The 18980-nt window shown below is 59.3% G+C and carries 17 protein-coding genes; 8 read left to right on the top strand and 9 right to left on the bottom strand.

From position 1 onward, the window contains the following. Nucleotides 1-178: 178 nt before the first annotated feature. Complete coding sequence (pdxR, locus tag AC1RJ3_RS24925; protein ID WP_103315977.1) at nt 179-1678, bottom strand: MocR-like pyridoxine biosynthesis transcription factor PdxR; 1500 nt, start codon at nt 1676-1678, stop codon at nt 179-181. Nucleotides 1679-1811: 133 nt separating this feature from the next. On the opposite strand from pdxR, the gene serC reads away from it, so the two are divergent. From serC to AC1RJ3_RS24955, 6 genes are all read left to right on the top strand, one after another. Continuing rightward, nucleotides 1812-2894 carry a 3-phosphoserine/phosphohydroxythreonine transaminase gene (gene serC / locus AC1RJ3_RS24930; protein ID WP_493081064.1) on the top strand — a complete coding sequence of 361 codons (1083 nt, stop codon included), beginning with the start codon at nt 1812-1814 and terminating at the stop codon, nt 2892-2894. A gap of 148 nt (nt 2895-3042) precedes the next feature. Then, on the top strand, nt 3043-4293 hold the full coding sequence (locus AC1RJ3_RS24935) for a benzoate/H(+) symporter BenE family transporter (RefSeq protein WP_493081066.1): 1251 nt from the start codon (nt 3043-3045) through the stop codon (nt 4291-4293). Further along, on the top strand, nt 4293-5111 hold the full coding sequence (locus tag AC1RJ3_RS24940; RefSeq protein ID WP_493081068.1) for a YggS family pyridoxal phosphate-dependent enzyme: 819 nt from the start codon (nt 4293-4295) through the stop codon (nt 5109-5111). Before AC1RJ3_RS24935 ends, AC1RJ3_RS24940 begins: the two co-directional genes overlap by 1 nt. Before the next feature lie 53 nt (nt 5112-5164). Continuing rightward, nucleotides 5165-6337 (top strand): aspartate aminotransferase family protein, encoded by a 1173-nt coding sequence (locus tag AC1RJ3_RS24945; protein ID WP_493081069.1) that lies wholly within the window; start codon nt 5165-5167, stop codon nt 6335-6337. Nucleotides 6338-6373: 36 nt separating this feature from the next. Beyond that, on the top strand, nt 6374-7639 hold the full coding sequence (gene glyA / locus AC1RJ3_RS24950; protein ID WP_493081071.1) for a serine hydroxymethyltransferase: 1266 nt from the start codon (nt 6374-6376) through the stop codon (nt 7637-7639). 250 nt (nt 7640-7889) lie between these two features. Then, nucleotides 7890-9035 (top strand): DegT/DnrJ/EryC1/StrS family aminotransferase, encoded by a 1146-nt coding sequence (locus AC1RJ3_RS24955; RefSeq protein ID WP_493081073.1) that lies wholly within the window; start codon nt 7890-7892, stop codon nt 9033-9035. On the opposite strand, the gene AC1RJ3_RS24960 is transcribed toward AC1RJ3_RS24955, so the two are convergent. Next, nucleotides 9032-9937 (bottom strand): hypothetical protein, encoded by a 906-nt coding sequence (locus AC1RJ3_RS24960; RefSeq protein WP_493081075.1) that lies wholly within the window; start codon nt 9935-9937, stop codon nt 9032-9034. The genes AC1RJ3_RS24955 and AC1RJ3_RS24960 overlap by 4 nt on opposite strands. A 353-nt stretch (nt 9938-10290) precedes the next feature. Between AC1RJ3_RS24960 and AC1RJ3_RS24965 the strand changes: the two genes are divergently transcribed. Further along, the gene (locus tag AC1RJ3_RS24965; protein ID WP_493081077.1) at nt 10291-11151 is read left to right on the top strand and encodes a CAP domain-containing protein; all 861 of its coding nucleotides are present in this window, start codon (nt 10291-10293) and stop codon (nt 11149-11151) included. A gap of 89 nt (nt 11152-11240) precedes the next feature. Here AC1RJ3_RS24965 and AC1RJ3_RS24970 read toward each other — a convergent pair whose 3' ends face one another. Both AC1RJ3_RS24970 and AC1RJ3_RS24975 read right to left on the bottom strand, forming a co-directional pair. Further along, complete coding sequence (locus AC1RJ3_RS24970) at nt 11241-11492, bottom strand: hypothetical protein (RefSeq protein ID WP_493081079.1); 252 nt, start codon at nt 11490-11492, stop codon at nt 11241-11243. Between the two features lie 285 nt (nt 11493-11777). Continuing rightward, nucleotides 11778-12263 carry a hypothetical protein gene (locus AC1RJ3_RS24975; protein ID WP_493081081.1) on the bottom strand — a complete coding sequence of 162 codons (486 nt, stop codon included), beginning with the start codon at nt 12261-12263 and terminating at the stop codon, nt 11778-11780. Between the two features lie 284 nt (nt 12264-12547). Here AC1RJ3_RS24975 and AC1RJ3_RS24980 point away from each other — a divergent pair, with 284 nt between their 5' ends. Then, nucleotides 12548-12931, top strand: coding sequence for a tautomerase family protein (locus AC1RJ3_RS24980; RefSeq protein WP_054598035.1), 384 nt, complete (start codon nt 12548-12550; stop codon nt 12929-12931). A 375-nt stretch (nt 12932-13306) separates the two neighbouring features. Here the strand turns inward: AC1RJ3_RS24980 and AC1RJ3_RS24985 are convergent, their stop codons facing one another. The 5 genes from AC1RJ3_RS24985 to AC1RJ3_RS25005 form a co-directional block, all read right to left on the bottom strand. Continuing rightward, nucleotides 13307-13852, bottom strand: coding sequence for a DUF2867 domain-containing protein (locus AC1RJ3_RS24985; protein ID WP_347927242.1), 546 nt, complete (start codon nt 13850-13852; stop codon nt 13307-13309). Nucleotides 13853-14328: 476 nt separating this feature from the next. After that, entirely contained in the window at nt 14329-15651 is a 1323-nt protein-coding gene (locus AC1RJ3_RS24990) for a purine-cytosine permease family protein (RefSeq protein ID WP_095079357.1), read from the bottom strand. A 111-nt stretch (nt 15652-15762) separates the two neighbouring features. Next, the gene (locus AC1RJ3_RS24995) at nt 15763-16737 is read right to left on the bottom strand and encodes a 5-oxoprolinase subunit C family protein (protein ID WP_103315990.1); all 975 of its coding nucleotides are present in this window, start codon (nt 16735-16737) and stop codon (nt 15763-15765) included. Continuing rightward, on the bottom strand, nt 16734-17606 hold the full coding sequence (locus AC1RJ3_RS25000) for a 5-oxoprolinase subunit B family protein (protein WP_054598040.1): 873 nt from the start codon (nt 17604-17606) through the stop codon (nt 16734-16736). Before AC1RJ3_RS25000 ends, AC1RJ3_RS24995 begins: the two co-directional genes overlap by 4 nt. Next, the gene (locus AC1RJ3_RS25005) at nt 17603-18976 is read right to left on the bottom strand and encodes an acetyl-CoA carboxylase biotin carboxylase subunit (protein ID WP_347927244.1); all 1374 of its coding nucleotides are present in this window, start codon (nt 18974-18976) and stop codon (nt 17603-17605) included. The genes AC1RJ3_RS25000 and AC1RJ3_RS25005 overlap by 4 nt, the downstream gene beginning before the upstream one ends. Between the last annotated feature and the right edge of the window lie 4 nt (nt 18977-18980).

The raw sequence follows: 18980 nt of genomic DNA on the forward strand, positions 1-18980 counted from the left end.
TTGAAATACAAAACGCCCGATGCGGTGCATCGGGCGTTGAAGTGAAACAGGTGTAAACCTATTTCAGGACTAGACACACTGTCCTCGATAGCAATAAAAAATAAATCTGAGAATCATCTGGCCGGCCTGGTTGCCGGTGGCGCCTATCCGTCGCCGGTGCCGTTCGCCCACGTCATCACTACCGGGTTTTCAGTGCATTGGCCAGGCGCAGCATGGCCGCTTCGATTTCATAAGCGGTCAACGACGAATAACCCAATAGCCAGCCTTGTTTCTTCTCCTCGCCGGCGTACAACCGGCTCAGGCCGGAAAGCTGTACGCCCGCGCTGGCCGCTTGGCGGATGGTTTTTTCCTCAGACCAGCCATCGTGCAGCAGGCAGGGAATTTGTAGTCCGCCGGGAGGGCGCAAGGCGGTAACGATACCGTCCAAATGCTTGCCGATTGCGTCAAGCATGACGCAACGACGCCCGGCATACAGCTTGCGCATGGCCCGGACATGGGCGTTGTAATGGCCGTCCTCCATGAAGCGCGCCAGGGTCAGTTGCAGGATTTGTGGCGTGTGGCCGTCCATCATGCTGCGCGCGTAGGTGAAGGCTTTGATCAACTCGTGGGGCAGTACCATATAGCCCATTCGCAACCCAGGGTAGAGGGTCTTGCTGAAGGTGCCGATGTAGAGCGTACGCTGGTACTTGTCCAGGCCCTGTACACAGGCAGTCGGCTGCCCGTCGTAGTGAAACTCGCTGTCGTAGTCATCTTCGATGACCCACTTGCCCTTCTGCGCTGCCCAGTTGATCAACTCAAGACGACGCTCCAGCGGCAAGGTCGCGCCGGTGGGGTATTGATGAGACGGCGTGACATAGACGCAATTGGCGCCGCTGCGGTCGGCGTACAGCAGGTCGGTGCGTATGCCCAGTTCATCGACATCGATGGGCAGAACCTTGGTCTCGGCGGTTTCAAAGGCCTTCTTGGCGCCATAGTAACCCGGGTTTTCCAGCAGGATCGGTTTGCCGACATCCACTAACAACTGCGCACACAGAAAAAGGGCCTGGCGAGTGCTGCTCAACACCATGATCTGGTCAGGGGAGCATTTGGCCCCGCGCTCGAGGTTCAAGTAGGTGGCAATCGCTTTGCGCAGCGGCTCGGCTCCTTGCGGGTCGCCATGCAACAGCACATTGGCGCGATAGTCCTTCATGACCTGGCGTTGCAGGCGCTCCCAGACATCGGTGGGGAAAGTGCGGGTTTCCGGCAGGCCGGTCGCAAATGCCTTGATCACCTGCTGATCGTTTACACCACCACTGTCGAAGATCATCCGCCCGCGCTGGCTCAAGCCCGCCCCTGGTACCGCCTGGCTGCTTTTGACCTCTTGCGCCTTGATGCGGCGGCGTGCCGCGCCTCGCAATTCGGTGCCCACCGTTTCGCAGACATAACTGCCGGCCCCCCCGCGCCGCACGATAAAACCGTCCCGGTGCAGTTGCACATAGGCGTTCTCCACGGTGTCACGGGCAATCCCGAGTGACTTGGCCAACACCCGAGTCGCAGGCAGCTTCAAACCGGGGTCAAGAGCGCCATTGAGGATCAGCTCACGCAGTGCGCGCTGAATCCGTTGGTGCAGATCCAGCAACTGAAACTCAGCATCGTTGAGGCGCATTTTCAGCGTTTCCAGCTCGAACGCTTTCGCCATGTGGTCTGCCTTACTTGAATAAATTGGCCTGCAAAGGCAGGCCAGTCTATCCGTAGAATTCACTCCTCACCACTGCCTTTGTGCGTGGTGAGCACGCGTGTTTCGAGCGATTTTGCACAGGGATTACTCAGCTATGGCCAGGTCACACAACTTCAGCGCAGGCCCGACGGCGTTGCCGATGGAAGTACTTACCCAGGCGCACGAGGAGTTTTTTGACTTCGCAGGCACGGGCATGTCCGTGATGGAGATCAGCCATCGCTGCGAAGTATTCATGGAGGTTGCCTACCAGACCGAACGCGACCTGCGGGACATCCTGCAGGTACCCAGCGAGTACAAGGTGCTCTTCCTGCAAGGAGGCGCCTCGCTGCAGTTTGCCCAGGTGCCGATGAACCTGTTGGGCAATAAACGCACGGCCGATTATCTGCATACCGGCCTCTGGTCAGGCAAAGCCATTGAAGCCGCCCGGCGCTACTGCGACGTTAGCATCGTCGCCAGCGGCAAAGAGTCTGGCTTTGATCGTATCCCCGACGTCTCGGACTGGAAGCTCAACCCGAACGCCGCCTACCTGCACTACACCGAGAACGAAACCGTACACGGCGTGCAATTCGTCGACGCGCCTGATGGCTTGGCGCCTTTGGTGTGCGATGCCTGTTCAAGTCTGCTTTCCAAGCCGATTGACGTGGCCAAACATGGCCTTGTGTATGCCGCAGCGCAAAAGAACATGGGAGTGGCCGGGCTGACAGTGGTCATCGTTGACCCGGCGTTGCTGGATGGCGCGCAGGCGTTCACCCCCGACATCCTCAATTACGCGCGCATCACCGACGCTCAGTCGATGCTCAACACCCCGGCGACCTTTCCTTGGTACCTCACCGGCCTGACGCTCAAATGGATTAAGCGCCGCGGCGGCCTCGAAGCCCTTCACCGGCTTAACCAGACCAAGGCCGAGTTGCTGTATCGCACCATCGACGACAGTGATGGGTTTTACCGCAACAGCGTGCGAGCGCCGTTTCGTTCGATCAATAACGTGCCGTTCGTGCTCGCCAATGCGGCGCTGGAAAAGACTTTTGTGCAACTGGCCGAACAGGCCGGGCTCAACGGGCTAAAGGGCCACGCCTCGGCCGGCGGGATACGAGCCAGCCTCTACAACGCGGTCACGCTAGAGGCAGTCGAGGCATTGACCGACTTCATGAAGGGTTTTGTCCGCGTGCACGGCTGAGGCAGGGATCGCTTCAGTCACAGCAGGCGGCCCGGTAAGTGGTCTGGTCCTCCACGAAAAAGTGCAGGGGCAAAACATGCCATTTCAGCGTTATAAATCCCCCCTCACCCGAGGCCAAACACCTCGTTTTGCAAGGAGCAAAGCAATCATGTCTTCTTCAGCATCCCCGACGGCCCTACGTCCAGGCGACCTTATACATCCGATTGTCGCCGGGCTGATTTCAGTCATCGTCAACTATGGCGGCACGTTCATCCTGGTCTTTCAGGCCGCCAAAGTCGCCGGGCTCAGCCCCGAGCTGACGGCATCGTGGGTATGGTCGGTGTCGATTGGCGTGGGTATTACCGGGCTGTTTCTTAGTTGGGTGAGCCGTGAGCCGATCATTACCGCCTGGTCGACACCCGCCGCAGCCTTTCTGGTCGTCGCGCTGTCCACCACGCCCTATGTCGAGGCAGTGGGTGCGTACATCATTTCGGCCGCCGCCTTCGTGCTGCTGGGTTTGTCCGGCTGCTTCGAAAAAGTCATCCGCCTGATTCCGCCGGGCGTGGCTGCGGGCCTGCTGGCCGGTATCCTGCTGCAGTTCGGTATCGGCGCGTTTGGTGGCATGAGTATTGATCCAGTGTTGGTCGGGTTGCTGACTGCCGCTTACGTTGTGTTCAAGCGCTTTACCGCACGCTACGCGGTGGTGGGCATTCTGGTGCTGGGGCTGGCGTTTCTTCTAACGCAGGGCCGTGTGGATCTTTCCGGGCTGGCGCTGCAATTCGCGGCACCGGTATTTACCCGGCCCGAATTCTCGATCAATGCGTTGCTCAGCGTGGCGCTGCCGCTATTTCTGATCACACTCACCGGCCAGTACATGCCGGGCATGCTGGTGCTGCGCAACGATGGCTTCAGCACCAGCGCCAACCCTATCCTGACTGTCACAGGGCTGGGCTCCTTGCTGATGGCACCCTTCGGTTCTCACGCCTTCAATGTCGCCGCCATCACGGCGGCCATCTGCACCGGCAAGGAAGCCTCGGAGGATCCGTCCAAGCGTTGGATCGCCGGGGTTGCCGCGGGCGTGTTCTACATCCTCGTCGGGATTTTCGGGGTGACCCTCGCCGCAGTGTTCATGGCCCTCCCGGCCACCTTCATTACGACGCTGGCCGGGCTGGCCCTGCTCGGCACTATCGGCGCCAGCCTGGCCAGCGCCATGGCTGACGTCAAATCCCGCGAAGCCTCGCTGATCACCTTTCTGGCGTCCGCCGCGAACATCACCTTGCTGGGAATCGGTGGGGCGTTCTGGGGGTTGCTGATCGGTCTGGCGGCCTACGCCTTACTCAATGGCCGCTTGCCGCGTCGCGAGGCGGTGGTCATTCCGGCGGCCGACGATGTTGTGCCGACCAAAGGAGCCACCCACTGATGTTCGATCAACTGGAAGAAACCACCACCCTGCACGAGCGCCATGGCCGTTACCCACAGGCCACCAGCGTCGAGGACTTTCGTCGCAACCTGGCAGCCGTGCAGCAGCGTATCGCCAACGCCTGTCAGCGGGTCGGACGTGATCCGGCGAGTGTGCGCCTGCTGCCGGTCAGCAAAACCTTTGACGAAGCTCATCTGCGTCTGGCCTACGCCGCCGGCTGCCGGCTACTGGGTGAGAACAAGGTGCAGGAAGCGCAGCGCAAATGGCAGGCCATGACCGATCTGGCCGACCTGCAATGGTCGGTCATCGGCCACCTGCAAACCAACAAGGCCAAGCAGGTGGCGCGTTTTGCCAGTGAATTTCAGGCGTTGGACAGCCTGCGAGTGGCCGAGGCTCTGGATCGTCGCCTGCAAATCGAGGGGCGCCAACTGGATGTGTTCGTCCAGGTCAATACCTCCGGCGAAGTCAGCAAATACGGCCTGGCGCCCGAAGCCGTCGCGGACTTCTTGTACGCCCTGCCGGCGTTCTCGGCGTTACGGGTGCGCGGGCTGATGACGCTGGCGCTGTTTTCGGCCGACGTTGCCCGTGTCCGCCCTTGCTTTGTACGGTTGCGCGAACTGCGCGAGCGCCTGCGCCAGCACGCCCCGGCGGGCGTCGGGCTAGAGGAACTGTCCATGGGCATGTCCGGCGATTTCGAAGTCGCCATTGAAGAGGGGGCGACCGTGGTGCGTGTCGGTCAGGCCATCTTCGGCGCACGAGCCATGCCTGACGCCTACTACTGGCCGACCGCGGATGTCCGTCCGGGAAGTGATGATTAGTCGCCGCTGACAACACCTAACATCTTGATTCACCCTTTACAGGAAGCCCTTCGATGTCCTCTGCCCCCTCGTACCTCATGCACAACTATGCCCGCCAGCCGGTCTCCTTCAGTCGAGGCCAAGGGGCATCTCTGTGGGACAAGCACGGGGTCGAATACCTGGATGCAATCGCCGGTGTGGCGGTGACCAGCCTTGGGCATGCCAACCCCGAGATTGCCGCCGCCATTGCCGAGCAAGCGGGCCAGTTACTGCACACCTCCAACATGTTTCACATCGAATGGCAGGAGCAATTGAGTGAGCGCTTGTGCGCCTTATCGGGCATGCAGCGCGCCTTTTTTTGCAACTCGGGGGCTGAAGCCAACGAAGCGGCGCTCAAGTTGGCCCGACTGCACGCCAACGCCAGGCACGTGGCACAGCCACAAGTGCTGGTGATGGAAAACAGCTTTCACGGCCGCACCCTGGCCACTCTCGCGGCTACTGGCAACCCGGCCGTACAGCGCGGATTTGAGCCCTTGATGCCAGGCTTTCTACGGGTGCCTTACGACAACATCGAGGAGATTCGCAAGGTGGCGGCGCAATCACCCGACATCGTCGCGGTATTGGTCGAGCCCGTGCAGGGTGAAGGCGGTGTGCATGCGGCGTCCGCCGGTTATCTACAGGCCCTGCGGCAACTGTGCGACGAACACGATTGGCTGATGATGGTCGATGAAGTGCAAACCGGGATGGGCCGCACCGGCACCTGGTTTGGCTACCAACACGCGGGGATAGTGCCGGATGTCATCACGCTGGCCAAGGCACTGGGCAATGGTTTTCCCGTTGGCGCATGCCTGGCACGAGGCAAGGCCGCCGAACTGTTTTCCCCGGGCCATCATGCCTCCACTTTCGGCGGCAACCCCCTCGCCTGCCGCGTGGGATGCACCGTACTCGACATCATGGAGCGCGATCGCATCCCGCAGCGCGCAGCCACATCTGGCCGTCGGCTGCTGGCCGCGCTGCAGGAGGCGCTGGGCAATCACAGCGAGGTCGTTTCCATTCGCGGCCTGGGCCTGATGGTCGGCATCGAACTGAACCGTCAGTGTGCCGAACTGGTCGGCCGGGCGCTGGACGAACAACGCCTGCTGATAACGGTGACTCGCGGCACCACCCTCCGACTGCTGCCACCGTTGATCTGCGAGGACTCGCAGATCGACGACATCGCAGCGCGTGTCTCTCGGCTCTTGTCATAAACCGGCTTACTTTCTCAACCAAGGACCCCCTTCATCATGTACGACTCAACGCTGACCCTTAAAGCATTCGACGCCGAGCTGTGTGAGGCGATTCATAACGAAGAACATCGTCAGGAAGACCACGTAGAACTGATCGCTTCCGAAAACTACGCCAGCCCTCTGGTCATGAAAATCCAGAGCACCGTGCTCACCAACAAATACGCCGAAGGCTACCCAGGCAAGCGCTACTACAGCGGCTGCGAGTATGTCGATGTGGCCGAGCGCCTGGCCATCGAGCGGGTAAAGACCCTGTTCAACTGCGACTACGCCAACGTGCAGCCGCATGCGGGTGCCCAGGCGAACGCGGCGGTATTCCTGGCATTGATCAATCCTGGTGACACAGTGATGGGCATGAACCTGGCCCAAGGTGGCCACCTGACCCACGGCAACCCTTCAAACTTCTCGGGCCGTCATTACAAGATCGTTCCTTATGGCCTTGACCCAAAGACGGGCTTTCTCGACTACGACGAGATGGATCGCATCGCCCTGGAAACTCGACCGAAGATGCTGATCGGTGGTTTTTCTGCCTACTCCCGGTACAAAGACTGGGCGCGCATGCGGGCCATTGCCGACAAGGTCGGGGCTATTTTCTGGGTCGACATGGCCCACGTCGCAGGTCTGGTCGCTGCCGGCGAATACCCGGACCCATTGCCGCACGCCCATGTGGTTACAAGCACCACTCACAAGACCCTGCGGGGCCCACGGGGTGGCTTGATTTTGTCCAAGGGGCAAGACGAAGCGTTCTACAAAAAGCTCGACTCTGCGGTATTCCCGGGTGTCCAGGGCGGGCCACTGATGCACCAGATCGCCGCCAAGGCCGTCGCCTTCAAGGAAGCACTGGCACCCGAGTTCAAAACCTATCAGACGCAAGTGGTGATCAACGCCCGGGCCATGGCGGCCGTGCTGCAACGGCGGGGTTACAAGATCGTCTCCGGTGGCACCGATAACCACATGATGCTAATCGACCTGTCCGACAGGCCTTACACCGGCAAGGAAGCTGATGCGGCCCTGAGCAACGCCTACATCACCGCCAACAAAAACTCGGTGCCCAACGACCCGCGCTCACCGTTCGTGACCTCTGGGTTGCGCATCGGTACCCCAGCCATCACCACCCGAGGTTTCGGCGTGTTCGAATGCGAACAACTGGCGGGCTGGTTGTGCGACGTACTGGACGCCCTGGAAAACGGCCACAGCGAGACGGTCGGGCACCACGTGCGCGAACAGGTGGTGGAGCTCTGCCGCCGTCATCCTGTCTATCGTTGATTCTTTTACCCCGAGCTATCGCCGCCAGGCTGATGTCATCGTTGGGTGAAAAACCGGGCGCGCGGCAAGGCGCCCGGACGACCGGGCGCACCCGCTACCAATCTGTTGAGTTACTAGCGGGATGCTGATGGCCGACATTGCAGTGCTTCGGCTACGTGACTGCGACCGAAAGCGTCTACGTGTTCCCGCCAACTCCTGATTCACCGACTGTCGATTACTCCAACAAATATATAAGGACTTCACAACCACCATGAACTATCCAGACTTCCTGCCGTTTACCAAACCCGCTATCGACGAAGCCACGATCGCAGCCGTCGGCGACGTCTTGCGCTCCGGCTGGATTACCAGTGGGCCCAAGGTCCAGTTATTCGAAGCGCAGCTCTCGGACTATTTCGGCGGACGCCCGGTACGGACGTTCAATTCCGGAACCTGCACCATGGAGATCGCCTTGCGCATCGCGGGAATCGGTGCTGGTGACGAAGTCATCACCACTCCGATCTCGTGGGTTGCAACGGCCAATGTGATCATTGAAGTGGGTGCGACCCCTGTGTTTGTCGACGTTGATCCAGTCACTCGCAATATCGATCTGGCTCAAGTCGAAGCGGCAATCACACCACGGACCAAGGCGATCATTCCGGTCTATCTGTCGGGTCTTCCGCTGGATATGGATCGTTTGTATGCGCTGGCGAAAAAACACAACCTGCGGGTGGTGGAGGATGCTGCCCAAGCGCTGGGCTCGTCCTGGAAAGGCGAGCGCATCGGGGCTTTTGGTGATTTTGTGTCCTTCAGCTTCCAAGCCAACAAGAACATCACCTCATCCGAAGGCGGTTGCTTGGTGCTGAATAATCTCGAAGAGGCACGTCTTGCCGAGAAACACCGGTTGCAGGGTGTCACTCGCAGCGGCTTCGATGGTCTGGATGTGGATGTCCTGGGCGGCAAATACAATATGACCGACATTGCCGCGACCATCGGCCTGGGCCAGTTCGCACATATCGAGGCGATCACTGCCCATCGTCGAGAGTTGGCTAAATACTACTTCGAGTGCCTTGGCAGTGATTTCGAAGCGAAATACGGTGCTCAACTACCGGTCGCCGATTTCGATAACAGCAACTGGCACATGTTTCAGCTAGTGCTGCCAGAGCGTCAGGACGGTAAGCCGGCCCGGGCCACGTTTATGGAGCAGATGCAAAAGCACGGGGTCGGCATCGGCTGTCACTACCCCTCGATCCACTTATTGAGCTTGTACCGCGCGCGCGGCTTCAAGGAAGGCATGTTCCCGATTGCAGAACGGGTTGGCCGTCTGATCGTTTCGCTGCCGATGTTCAATGCCATGACAACAAGGGACGTCGAACGCTCGGTGGAAGCAGTGAAAGCAGTACTGCAACCTTGCTGTTAGGGCTCTGCTGGCCGCAGATAGGGCTCGATAAAGCCGCAGCCAAGGATCTCGTTCAGGCGTTGCGCATCGTTCATTCGGCGAAACAGTCCAATAGTCTTCCACGGCGCGTGACCATCGACATTGGGCGCTCCCAATCCCGCCAACAGGTCGGCGATCAGTATTGATCGGGTCTCGAAAGAGATGCGTGTCAGCCCGGTGCTATTGCCGACGCCCGCATGGGCATGAGCCCCGGAAAAAGCGATCAGGCTCCCCGGAGCGATTTCGACGGCAATCCCCTCCTGCGGGTCGATCGCTTCCAGCAGATGCGGAATGGCTTCGTCGGCATCCACGGCATTGCGGCCGTCTCGATGGGATCGCTGCAAAATGGCGCGCATATCGAAATCTGCGCTCGAATTACCCAGCGGTCGCTGCCAGAGACCTGGATACAAGGCGACGGTACGCCCTGCCGCGATGGGATAGATGGGCGCCCACCAATTGGTTTGTGCATAGATATTCGACCCCCAGGTATCGCGGTGAAACGCGATGGTGGCCGTCGTGCGGGCACGCGGCGTCGACTGTTCTGGCTCGCAATGCGGCTGAAAACGCAAATGCAGGCGATCGCACGCCAGGGTATCGGGGGCGATGCCAAGGCTTTGCACGACGTCCTGCCAGCGCTGCTGGACCTCAGCCGAGCCTGCGAAGTCGTTCTGAATTTTCGCAAAGCGCTCAATCTGCTCAGGGTGGCTCAAATGGCGATGGATCAGTTGCGGCGACCAGGGATGCAGCGCGTCTTCGAGGAGCGCACGCGTATATTCCACCAGCGCCGTCATGGGCTGCAGGTCAGTGAAGCGAATGATCTCGCCAGCATAGATCCGGTCATGCAATTGGCGAGCGGTGCTCGGTATGGCAAGCGAGCTGTACATGACTGGAAGTCCCCTGAAGGTGCGCCCCTGACTTTAGATCCACGCCGATTGTGGCGAAAGTGGCAGGTGAGGCGAAAAAGCGCGGATCAGGTCCTGGGGACGTGAGCAACAGGCGACCTTCAAGCCATGAATGGGGCGCTTATGGCAGTTCTCAGCGGGCAGTTAACGGCCAGGAACCAACGCACGACTCCAACAATAAATTCCCCCCGTTGCTCGTGAAACTTGTGTTGAGGCCCACAGTCTTAGCCCAGCCTTGGAATCCATCTGCAAGCCAATACAGCAAAACGCTCTGCGGTCATTCCTCTGCCCACTATCGCCATTACCGTCGTCATCCCATCAGAGCTGCCCGCCTCATGCGCCAGACCGTTCGCTCCTCCTGCATTTTCTCGCTCTGCCTTATTCCTTTGCTCCCCCTGTTCGCCAGTCCCGCCCATGCCGGCGGGGAAAGGCAACTGGTGGAGGACATCAACGACTACCGCGCCCAACCGCAGCGCTGCGCGGGGCGCACGGTCCGAGCCTTGACGCCGCTGGCGCTGAAGTCGAACCTGGCCTTGCCGATCGGCTATGGCGGCGTTACGCGGGAGACGTTGAAGGATTCCGGCTATCAGGCGGTGTCTGTGCGGACTATCCGTCTGGTCGACGCAGAAGATGCCGAGGAGGCCTTTGACATGCTCGAGAGCCGCTACTGTGGGGCCCTGCTCGATACCCAGTTCACCGATATTGGCGTGTATCGCGACGAGAGCGAATGGCAGGTGGTGCTGGCGCGGCCCTTGCTCGATAGGCATCTGGACGACCCGCGAGCGGCGGGCAAGACGTTGCTGGCAGAAGTCAACGCGGCACGGGCGAAACCGCGCCTGTGTGGTCGTCAGCGCTTCGCCGCTGCACCGCCGCTGACCTGGAATGCCGCCCTGGGGACAGCGGCGCAGGGGCACAGCCGGGCGATGGCCAACGACAATTACTTCGCGCACCAGGACCCCAACGGTGATATGCCGTGGGACCGAGCGAAGGCCGCCGGCTACGGTGGCCGGCAGATCGGAGAGAACATCGCCGCCGGGCAGCGTTCACCGGACAAGGCTATGGAAGGCTGGCTGGCCAGCCCCGGGCATTGCGCCATCCTGATGAACCCGATGTTTACCCAGGTTGGCGCGGCCTATTCCGCGAACTCGCGTAGCGACAACGGCATCTATTGGACGATGCTATTCGGCGCGAAATGAGCAAATCAATGAAAAGGGGACAGAATGCGTCGAGGCTGATGACAGATAAATAAGTCTGCCCCATTTTCATTTTTTAGATCCGCCACCGCTCAAGCAAGCGCCATCAGCCTGTTTACCCGCCTCACCAACCGCCAGTGGACGATCAAAGCTCCCCCCAGCGAACCAAGTTCGTTGGGCAGCAACGAAACAATCTGCGCGGTACACCACCCCAACCCTGAGAACAGGCCAAAGCTTTTGAACGAGCCCAGCGCTTTGTTATGCCTGGCTTCACGCCGTAGCGATCGGGCCACGTGAACGACAATGAAAAAGTCTTCAATGAAGTTGTAAGGCAGCAGAAACATCAGCCATACACTTCGAGGCGATGCCACCCTGGATGGAGGGTTGACCAATGTCAGCGAACGCTGAAGGTCGCGGCAATAAATGAATACGGCGCGCAGGCCACGGGGATGGTCAGCAGAATCTTGAAGACGACGAGCAACATCGGCGAACCCCGAAATCAATAACAGTCGTCATTATGCCGCAGCGGATTTTGCCTTGAATGCGGTCACGGGTCGCAGGCGAGCTCCTACAACACCCTCCCCTATCAGCCAACGCTTTGCACCTGCTGAGGGAAGATAGTTGCCAAGCTAATCCCCAAGCTGAAATTGCTGAAAATCCACACGCCTGACATAAATCCAGAAGTCATGCCTTGGCTCATACTGCTCCATGCAAACGCTATGGTCCTGGCACAGTTCATCTTCGTCGATCTGGGTGCGATCCCAATCGAAGTCAGGGTTCTTGGAAATGGCGTAGCTAGGATAAGGTTGGTCGAGATCGAAGTGGATCGAGTACACGAACAACGGGGACTCCCACGGCATGTGGGTTTCGCATAGCCGCATCAGTTCGGGCATCTGTGCTTTACAGTGCTGTTCGGCAAACTTCAGTGCCTGGGGCAAGTCATCCCACGCTGCCTTGACCACGCGTTGCACGGCGGCAAGCCTGGCGCGAGGTGGCTCGTCATCGTAGTGTTCGACGTAAATCAAACGGCTGCCGAACTGGAACTCGCATTGCCAGAAACCCGAGGGAGTACGCCAGTGGCCAAGCATGGATTCGGTTAGTAGATTGATGTCCATATCGGTACTACACAGATGTGAAGGTGCTCAGGCTACCCTTACAAGCACCATCCTGGAAATGCCGTAGGCGCTTGGGCTATTTGTCCAACATCCACGGGATCTGACAGGCAGCATTGGGTCGTTTTCTGCCTCTCGCGACGGGCAGAAAACGGCCAAAAGTGGACGGTAGACACGGTGATGGCAAATGAGTAGTGTCACGGATGCTGTTTTCGAATCTAGAGGGCAGCAGGGCTTGCCCTCATCCATGTCACCTAATAGTAGTTATACGCTTGCAAGGAATCGCAATGATCACCGTCTATGGAATTGACTACAATTTAAATGCCAAAAAAGCACAGATGTCCGATGTGCTACATAATTGCATGACTACTGTTCTTGGGTTACCCGAAGACAAGCGTGCTCACCGTTTCGTCCCGCTAGATAAAACTAATTTTTATTACCCCGGCGGTAGATCTGAAAAATACACAGTAATCGAAATAAGCATGATTTCTGGGCGAACGGAAGAAACTAAAAAGAAGCTCATAAAGCAAATATTTACAGCCTTTGAGCGAGACTTGGCTATAAATCCGGTTGACGTTGAAATCACAATATTTGAGCAGCCAAGTCATTGCTGGGGATTCCGAGGGATCACAGGCGATGAGGCAACCTTGAGTTACAGGGTTAACGTATAACAAAAGCTTCAAGCCGTTCGCTTCGCTCTCTGGGACCGCGTACCGCGGCTCCTTAACCTAAACGTTAGGCAGTCATGAATATTGTAAGCGTCCAGCAACACGCCTTCTTGAGGCCATCGCTTAATGATCAATTGCACTGACTTGACCACCCGTTCGCATTTAACTAACCCAGCGTTTGCATCGGACTTCAACGCTCAGTAAACAGCACCGGCAGAGGACGACCCTTTGCCGTCGGTCATGCTTCCCGGAAGCTGTCGTTCAACGCCGAGCTAACAGGCCGCAACCTATGCCGCGCAGCGGCAGTCTTCGGTTGCGGTCCGGGTTGAGGGAAGGGTTAGACCTCAGTTGGCCGCGCATGATGATTTGGACTTTGGCTTACGCCTCCGTCGCCGACGGCCAGCCGATCCGTGCCGCACTACGAAGATTGGACTGAACGACTAAGCGATGAAACGGGGCAATGAGAAAAATATAGAGACGACCTAAGCGATTGTGGCAATGAACAACGGTCGACAGAGTCAAGTGACGTTTAGCTCCCGGCGACGACTGACCGGAACATAGAACAGAGAGCCTGAAGTCCAGGTGCTTGTCGTCTTCTCCAAGAACGACTTCAGTTGGACTTGTGCTGTAGACCTTAAAGATGCCGAGTCGGCCCGCTCCGCTCTCCGCATCCAGTGATGCGAGATGCTTAGCTGTCTTGAGGCCGAAACCGGCTACGAGCGCGTCTCGAACCGTCAAGAGGCTGCTGACCCAAGGCGCTTGGTGAGCGAAGATGAACCTCGCCAACAATTCGGGATTGGTTGACGCTCCGGTGGGAAGCTCGATCGAGTAAGCGTCGGCGAGATTCATCGATGCGTAGGCTTTAGCAATCGCCGACTCCGGAGGAAGCGACACAGATGTTGCGTGATGGTGTTCGGTTGACATGTATGCGGCCTATGGTTCGTTTCTGAGGTCTAAAATTTCAACCACATGATCTGGCATCTCCTGCGGGAGCATTTGCCTAGCACTGTCATTGGCATTTTCTTGGCTATCCGCCCGTATCGGCCTTGTGTCTTCGGACCAGGACTCGCTATCGAGCGACGACTTGAGGCGATATCTGTACTTCACGAAAAAGAACCTCAGTGCTGTCATTTTTTGGCCCTGGATGAGGTTCGAGTACGAATCACAGGAAGCGTAGCATTGAATAGCCCTTGGCTTAGTAGACGCAACCGAACGCCCCACTGATCTCCGACGCTTGTTGGTACTCGCCGGCTGCTTCAGGCCGTTTACGGTACTTCGCGGCAGGCAGAAATCGGCCAGAAGCAGTCACTGGAAACCCATCAGCGAATTCGTAATGAGCTTCCCATTGCCCGCTCTACCTTGTTAGAGCAGGCGGGTACGGGATGAGTGACTGCAAAACTCTACTCTGCCAACCTTAACCGCAACCGGCTTCGATGGGATAAGCCTGCTTGCAAGGCAAATGCAACTATCACGGTAGATGGCGCGGAAAAGCTGCTCAGTCCGCCGCCGGAAAACATCAACGCAAGACCTAACGCGGTGGCGCCAAACCAGGCCGTCAAGCCCACAGGGTTAAACGCGACTACCCGTTCGAGCGCTGCGACGTCACTACGTCCGTAGACAATCTGCGCCAACGCCACACCCACCCAGGCCACCACGAAAATTCCCTGATAGGCCAACGCCTTGAGGATGTAGGCAAACACGTCCGCGAGCATCAAGCCGTAGACGATCACCCCCACCGCCACTGCCCACATCAGGTACGAACCGCGAAGGCCAAATCGACCAAAGAACGCCTGCATGTTCAGGGTCGCCAAGTAATAGTTGGCGGTGTTGATCCGGGTTTGCGTGGCCCAGACAAACAGCAATCCCCACAGGCCCATCAACTGCAAAATCGCCATCACCACCGAGACTTCGTTCAGCGCGCCTTCGTGGGGAATGCTGCTGACCAGGTAAATACCCGCCGCGCCGTTGAGCAGAAACGTCACCGCGTAGAACGGCATGCCGAAGTTCCAGCGACCGTGGTACTCGGCGTCTTCAGGCTTGCCGAAACGCGCATAGTCGAAGGTGAACAGCATCAACACCCAGACCCCCATGTAGGCGACAAAACAATCCCACCAGCCGAATGCACTAGGCGTTGCCGGGCCGAAATCCAGCCATTGCGGCTGGTAGCCATAACGGCTGATCGATAGCCCCACCGCCACCAGCAAACCACCGAGGTACACCGGCAGCAACACGCCGTTGAGCTTGTCCAGCCAGTGCTGCACGCTGCCCAGGATCATCGGCACGCTGTAGAGCACCACCGCCAATGCCGCCAGCGGATAGACCAGTTCCGGGTACAGGTGATTGAGCGCGACGGCGATCACCGAACCTTCGAACACCGCGTAATAGATTGCGGTCGAGAAGAAAATCAACGTCGCCAGGCACGCCCCGGTGCTGCCGAACAACAGCCGTGAAAACAACGCCACCGACAAACCGCTGCGAATCGCAAAGCGGCTGAGCACGCTGTTGACCAGTCCATAGCTGATCACCGACAGGACCATGCCGATCAGCGCATTGCGCGCACCGAACGACAACGCCAATGAAGCACCCACCACGATGTAAAACATCGCACTGCACACGGCCCACCAGGCCATGGTCAGGGACAGTCGACCCATGCGCGCTTCGGTGGGAACAGGATGATGCGCCGGGTCTTGCCCGGTTTGACTCGATTGCGATAAAGCAGCCATATGCGTGAACTCCAAAACCAGTCAAAGGTTGAAGCGCGGGCAGCCGTCACCGCATCGAAGTGCGGCGTTGGCGTACCGTTTGGCATGGCCCGCGCTAGACGGCGGGCAGAATCAGGAAGGGAACAGCTTGCTCAGGCAGCTGAGTTTTTTCTTATAGGAACGTCGCGCTTCCAGCGCCTCTTCGAGGGTTACCGCGACAAAGCGGGCCTTCTGGTTGGGTTGCATCTGGCCGATCAAATCGAGGTCGGCGCTGATCACCGTGCCAATCATCGCGTAGCCGCCACCGGACACCGCATCACGGTGCAGCACGATGGGTTCGAGCCCGGCGGGCACCTGGATCGAGCCGATCGGGTAGCAACTGTCGACGATGTTCGACGGATCGGAACCGGCGCCGAACGGCTGCTCCCGGGGCTGAAAGCTCAGCGCGCTGCCGCCCTTGAAGCGATAGCCGATGCGGTCGGCTTCCGAACCGACCGTCCACGGCTCGGCGAAAAAGCTCTTCGCAGCCGATTCGGTCAAGCGGTGGTAGTACAAACCGGGCACCACCCGCAGGGTGATTTCGCCACCCAATGATTGCCGTAACGCCATGGGCAAACTGGCCCCGGCGCGGCTCTTGCCACTGGCGATGCCCACCGGCAATTCGTCGCCTGCAATCAGGCGTCGCCCCTGAAAACCGCCGAGCGCGCCCAGCGCATAGGTGGAGCGACTGCCGAGCACCACCGGCACATCAATGCCGCCGGCCACCGCCACATAAGCGCGGGCACCAGCCTTGGGAAAGTCAAAGCGCAGCACTTGCCCGGCCTTCACGGTGAACGCGGTGTCGTGGTGCATTTCCACGCCATCGACCCGTGGCGTCATGTGCGCGCCGCTGACCGCCACCAATGCATCCTGCTGAAACTCCAACTCAGGCCCGAGCAGCGTGCATTCCAGCGCCGCCAAACCTGCTGGGTTGCCGACCAATTGATTGGCCGCGCTCAAAGCGTATTGATCAAGCGCGCCGGACGGCGGAATGCCCAAGTGGTAATACCCTTCGCGGCCCAGGTCTTGTACCGAAGTGGCGAGGCCGGGTTTGAGGACCTTGATCATGCCAATACCTCCTGCAACGACTTGGGATAGCCAACGGGATCGGCAAGGAACGCGTCCAGCGAAAACTCCACCGGCCGAATCCGCAGATCAAAGCAACCGGCTTCCACTTCGGCCACCGCGCGGTCGTAGGCTTCACGGTCCATCGGTTTGAACTGCACGATGTCGCCTGGACGGAAAAACACCATGTGTTCTTTCAGGTACGCAAGGTTCTGTTGCGGGTCGTAGATCGGCGCAGGCGTGACGCCAAACATCTGATAGCCGCCGGCGCCGCGCACTGAGTAAATGCAACCAAAGCAACCGCCGTGACCGAGGGTCAATTTCGGTGTGTCGGTGCGCGGACGCAGGTATTTTGGCACCTGCAACTGACGCTCGCGCTCGACCATCTGGAACATGAATGGCAACCCGGCAACGAAGCCGACCATCGAGACAAACCACGGCGCGCCACTGTGAGCCGCGATGAATGCATCGACGTCGGCCAGACCGTTGATTCGTGCGGCGTATTCCAGGTCCGTGGCGCTCGGGTCTTGATGGCGGTCGCGAAAACGCATCAGGGTTTCGTGAGTCCAGGGGTCGTTGTAGAGCACGGGAATCTCGATGATCCGCGTGTGCAACGTGCGCTCGGCGACGGCCCCGGCTTCGGCGATTTTTACCGCTTCGAGCAAGGTATGAGGGGCGATGCGATCCGGGTCGAAACGAATCTGGAATGACGCGTTGGCCAGGCAGATATCGAGCACGCCATCCAGCGCCAGCCGTTCCACGGCGCGGGTGACGGCCAGGCCTTTGAAGAACGCGTCCAGGGACATGCTGTCGCTGACTTCGGCAAACAAATGCTCATCGGCGCCAAAGCTGTAGCGGATGGGAGTACTCATGCTTCACCTCCGCTGCGGCGTTCGGCCAGCCAGGTTTCCAGGGTGCCGGTGTGAAAGTCGGCGCTGTGCAGCCACGGTTGTTCCAGCAATTCACCGTGCAACGCCAAGGTGTTGGCCATGCCGGTGAGCGTGGTGTGCGCCACCGCCATTCGCGCTAGGGCCAGGGCTTCGGCGCGATCCGCACCGTGAACAATCAGTTTGGCTAGCAGCGAGTCATAGTACGGCGGCACGCGGTAGCCTTGATACAGATGCGTATCAACGCGAATGCCCTCGCCGTTCGGCCAGATCAGTTCCTCGACCAGGCCTGGACTCGGGAAGAAATCCCGCGCCGGGTCTTCAGCGTTCAGGCGCATTTGCAGGGCGGCGCCGTTGAGTCGGATGTCGCTTTGCTTGAAGCCCAGCGGCTCGCCGCCAGCGATGCGCAACATGGCTTGGACTAGGTCGATGCCCGTGATCAGTTCGCTGACTGGGTGCTCTACCTGAATCCGCGTATTCATCTCGATAAAGAAGAACTCACCGGTAGCATCGTCATACAGGTATTCCAGGGTGCCGGCGCCCTTGTAGCCCAGGGATTCGGTCAGGCGCACGGCGCTGGCGCACAGCGTTTCCCGTTGCTGCTGGCTAAGGACTGGCGACGGCGCTTCTTCGAAGATTTTCTGCCGGCGCCGTTGCAGCGAACACTCGCGCTCAAACAAATGCACGGCGTGCTGACCGTCGCCCAGCACCTGCACTTCAATATGCCGGGCCCGGCTGATAAACCGCTCCAGGTACACCGCGCCATTGCCAAATGCTGCTTGGGCTTCGCGCTGGGAACGGGGGAATTCTTCGCTCAGTTGCTCGGCGTTTTCCGCCAGCCGAATACCGCGCCCGCCGCCCCCGGCCGAAGCTTTGATCAACAACGGGAAGCCAACGGATTCAGCAGCCTTGAGCGCCGACTCGACGTCGAACAGTTCACCCGGCGAACCCGGCACCACCGGCACGCCAGCGGCTTGTGCGGTACGCCGTGCCTCGGCTTTATCGCCCATGCGCCGGATCGTCTCCGCGCTCGGGCCGACGAAAATGGCGCCGGCAGCCACCACCGCTTCGGCGAAATCGGCGTTCTCAGACAGAAAGCCGTAACCGGGATGCACCGCGTTGGCGCCCGTGGCTTTCAAGGCGCCGAGCAAGGCCTCGACGTTCAGGTAACTTTTGTCGGCACGGGCCGGGCCAAGAATGTGCACCTCATCGGCCATGCGCGCGGCCTGGGAATCGACGTCCGCCTCGCTGCACGCAGCAACGGTGGGAATGCCCAGTTCTTTGGCGGCGCGGATAATCCGCACGGCGATCTCGCCACGGTTGGCGACCAGCAGTTTATGAATGGCTTGGGTCATGATC

The organism is Pseudomonas sp. GW822-FHT04C11, assembly GCF_058800905.1.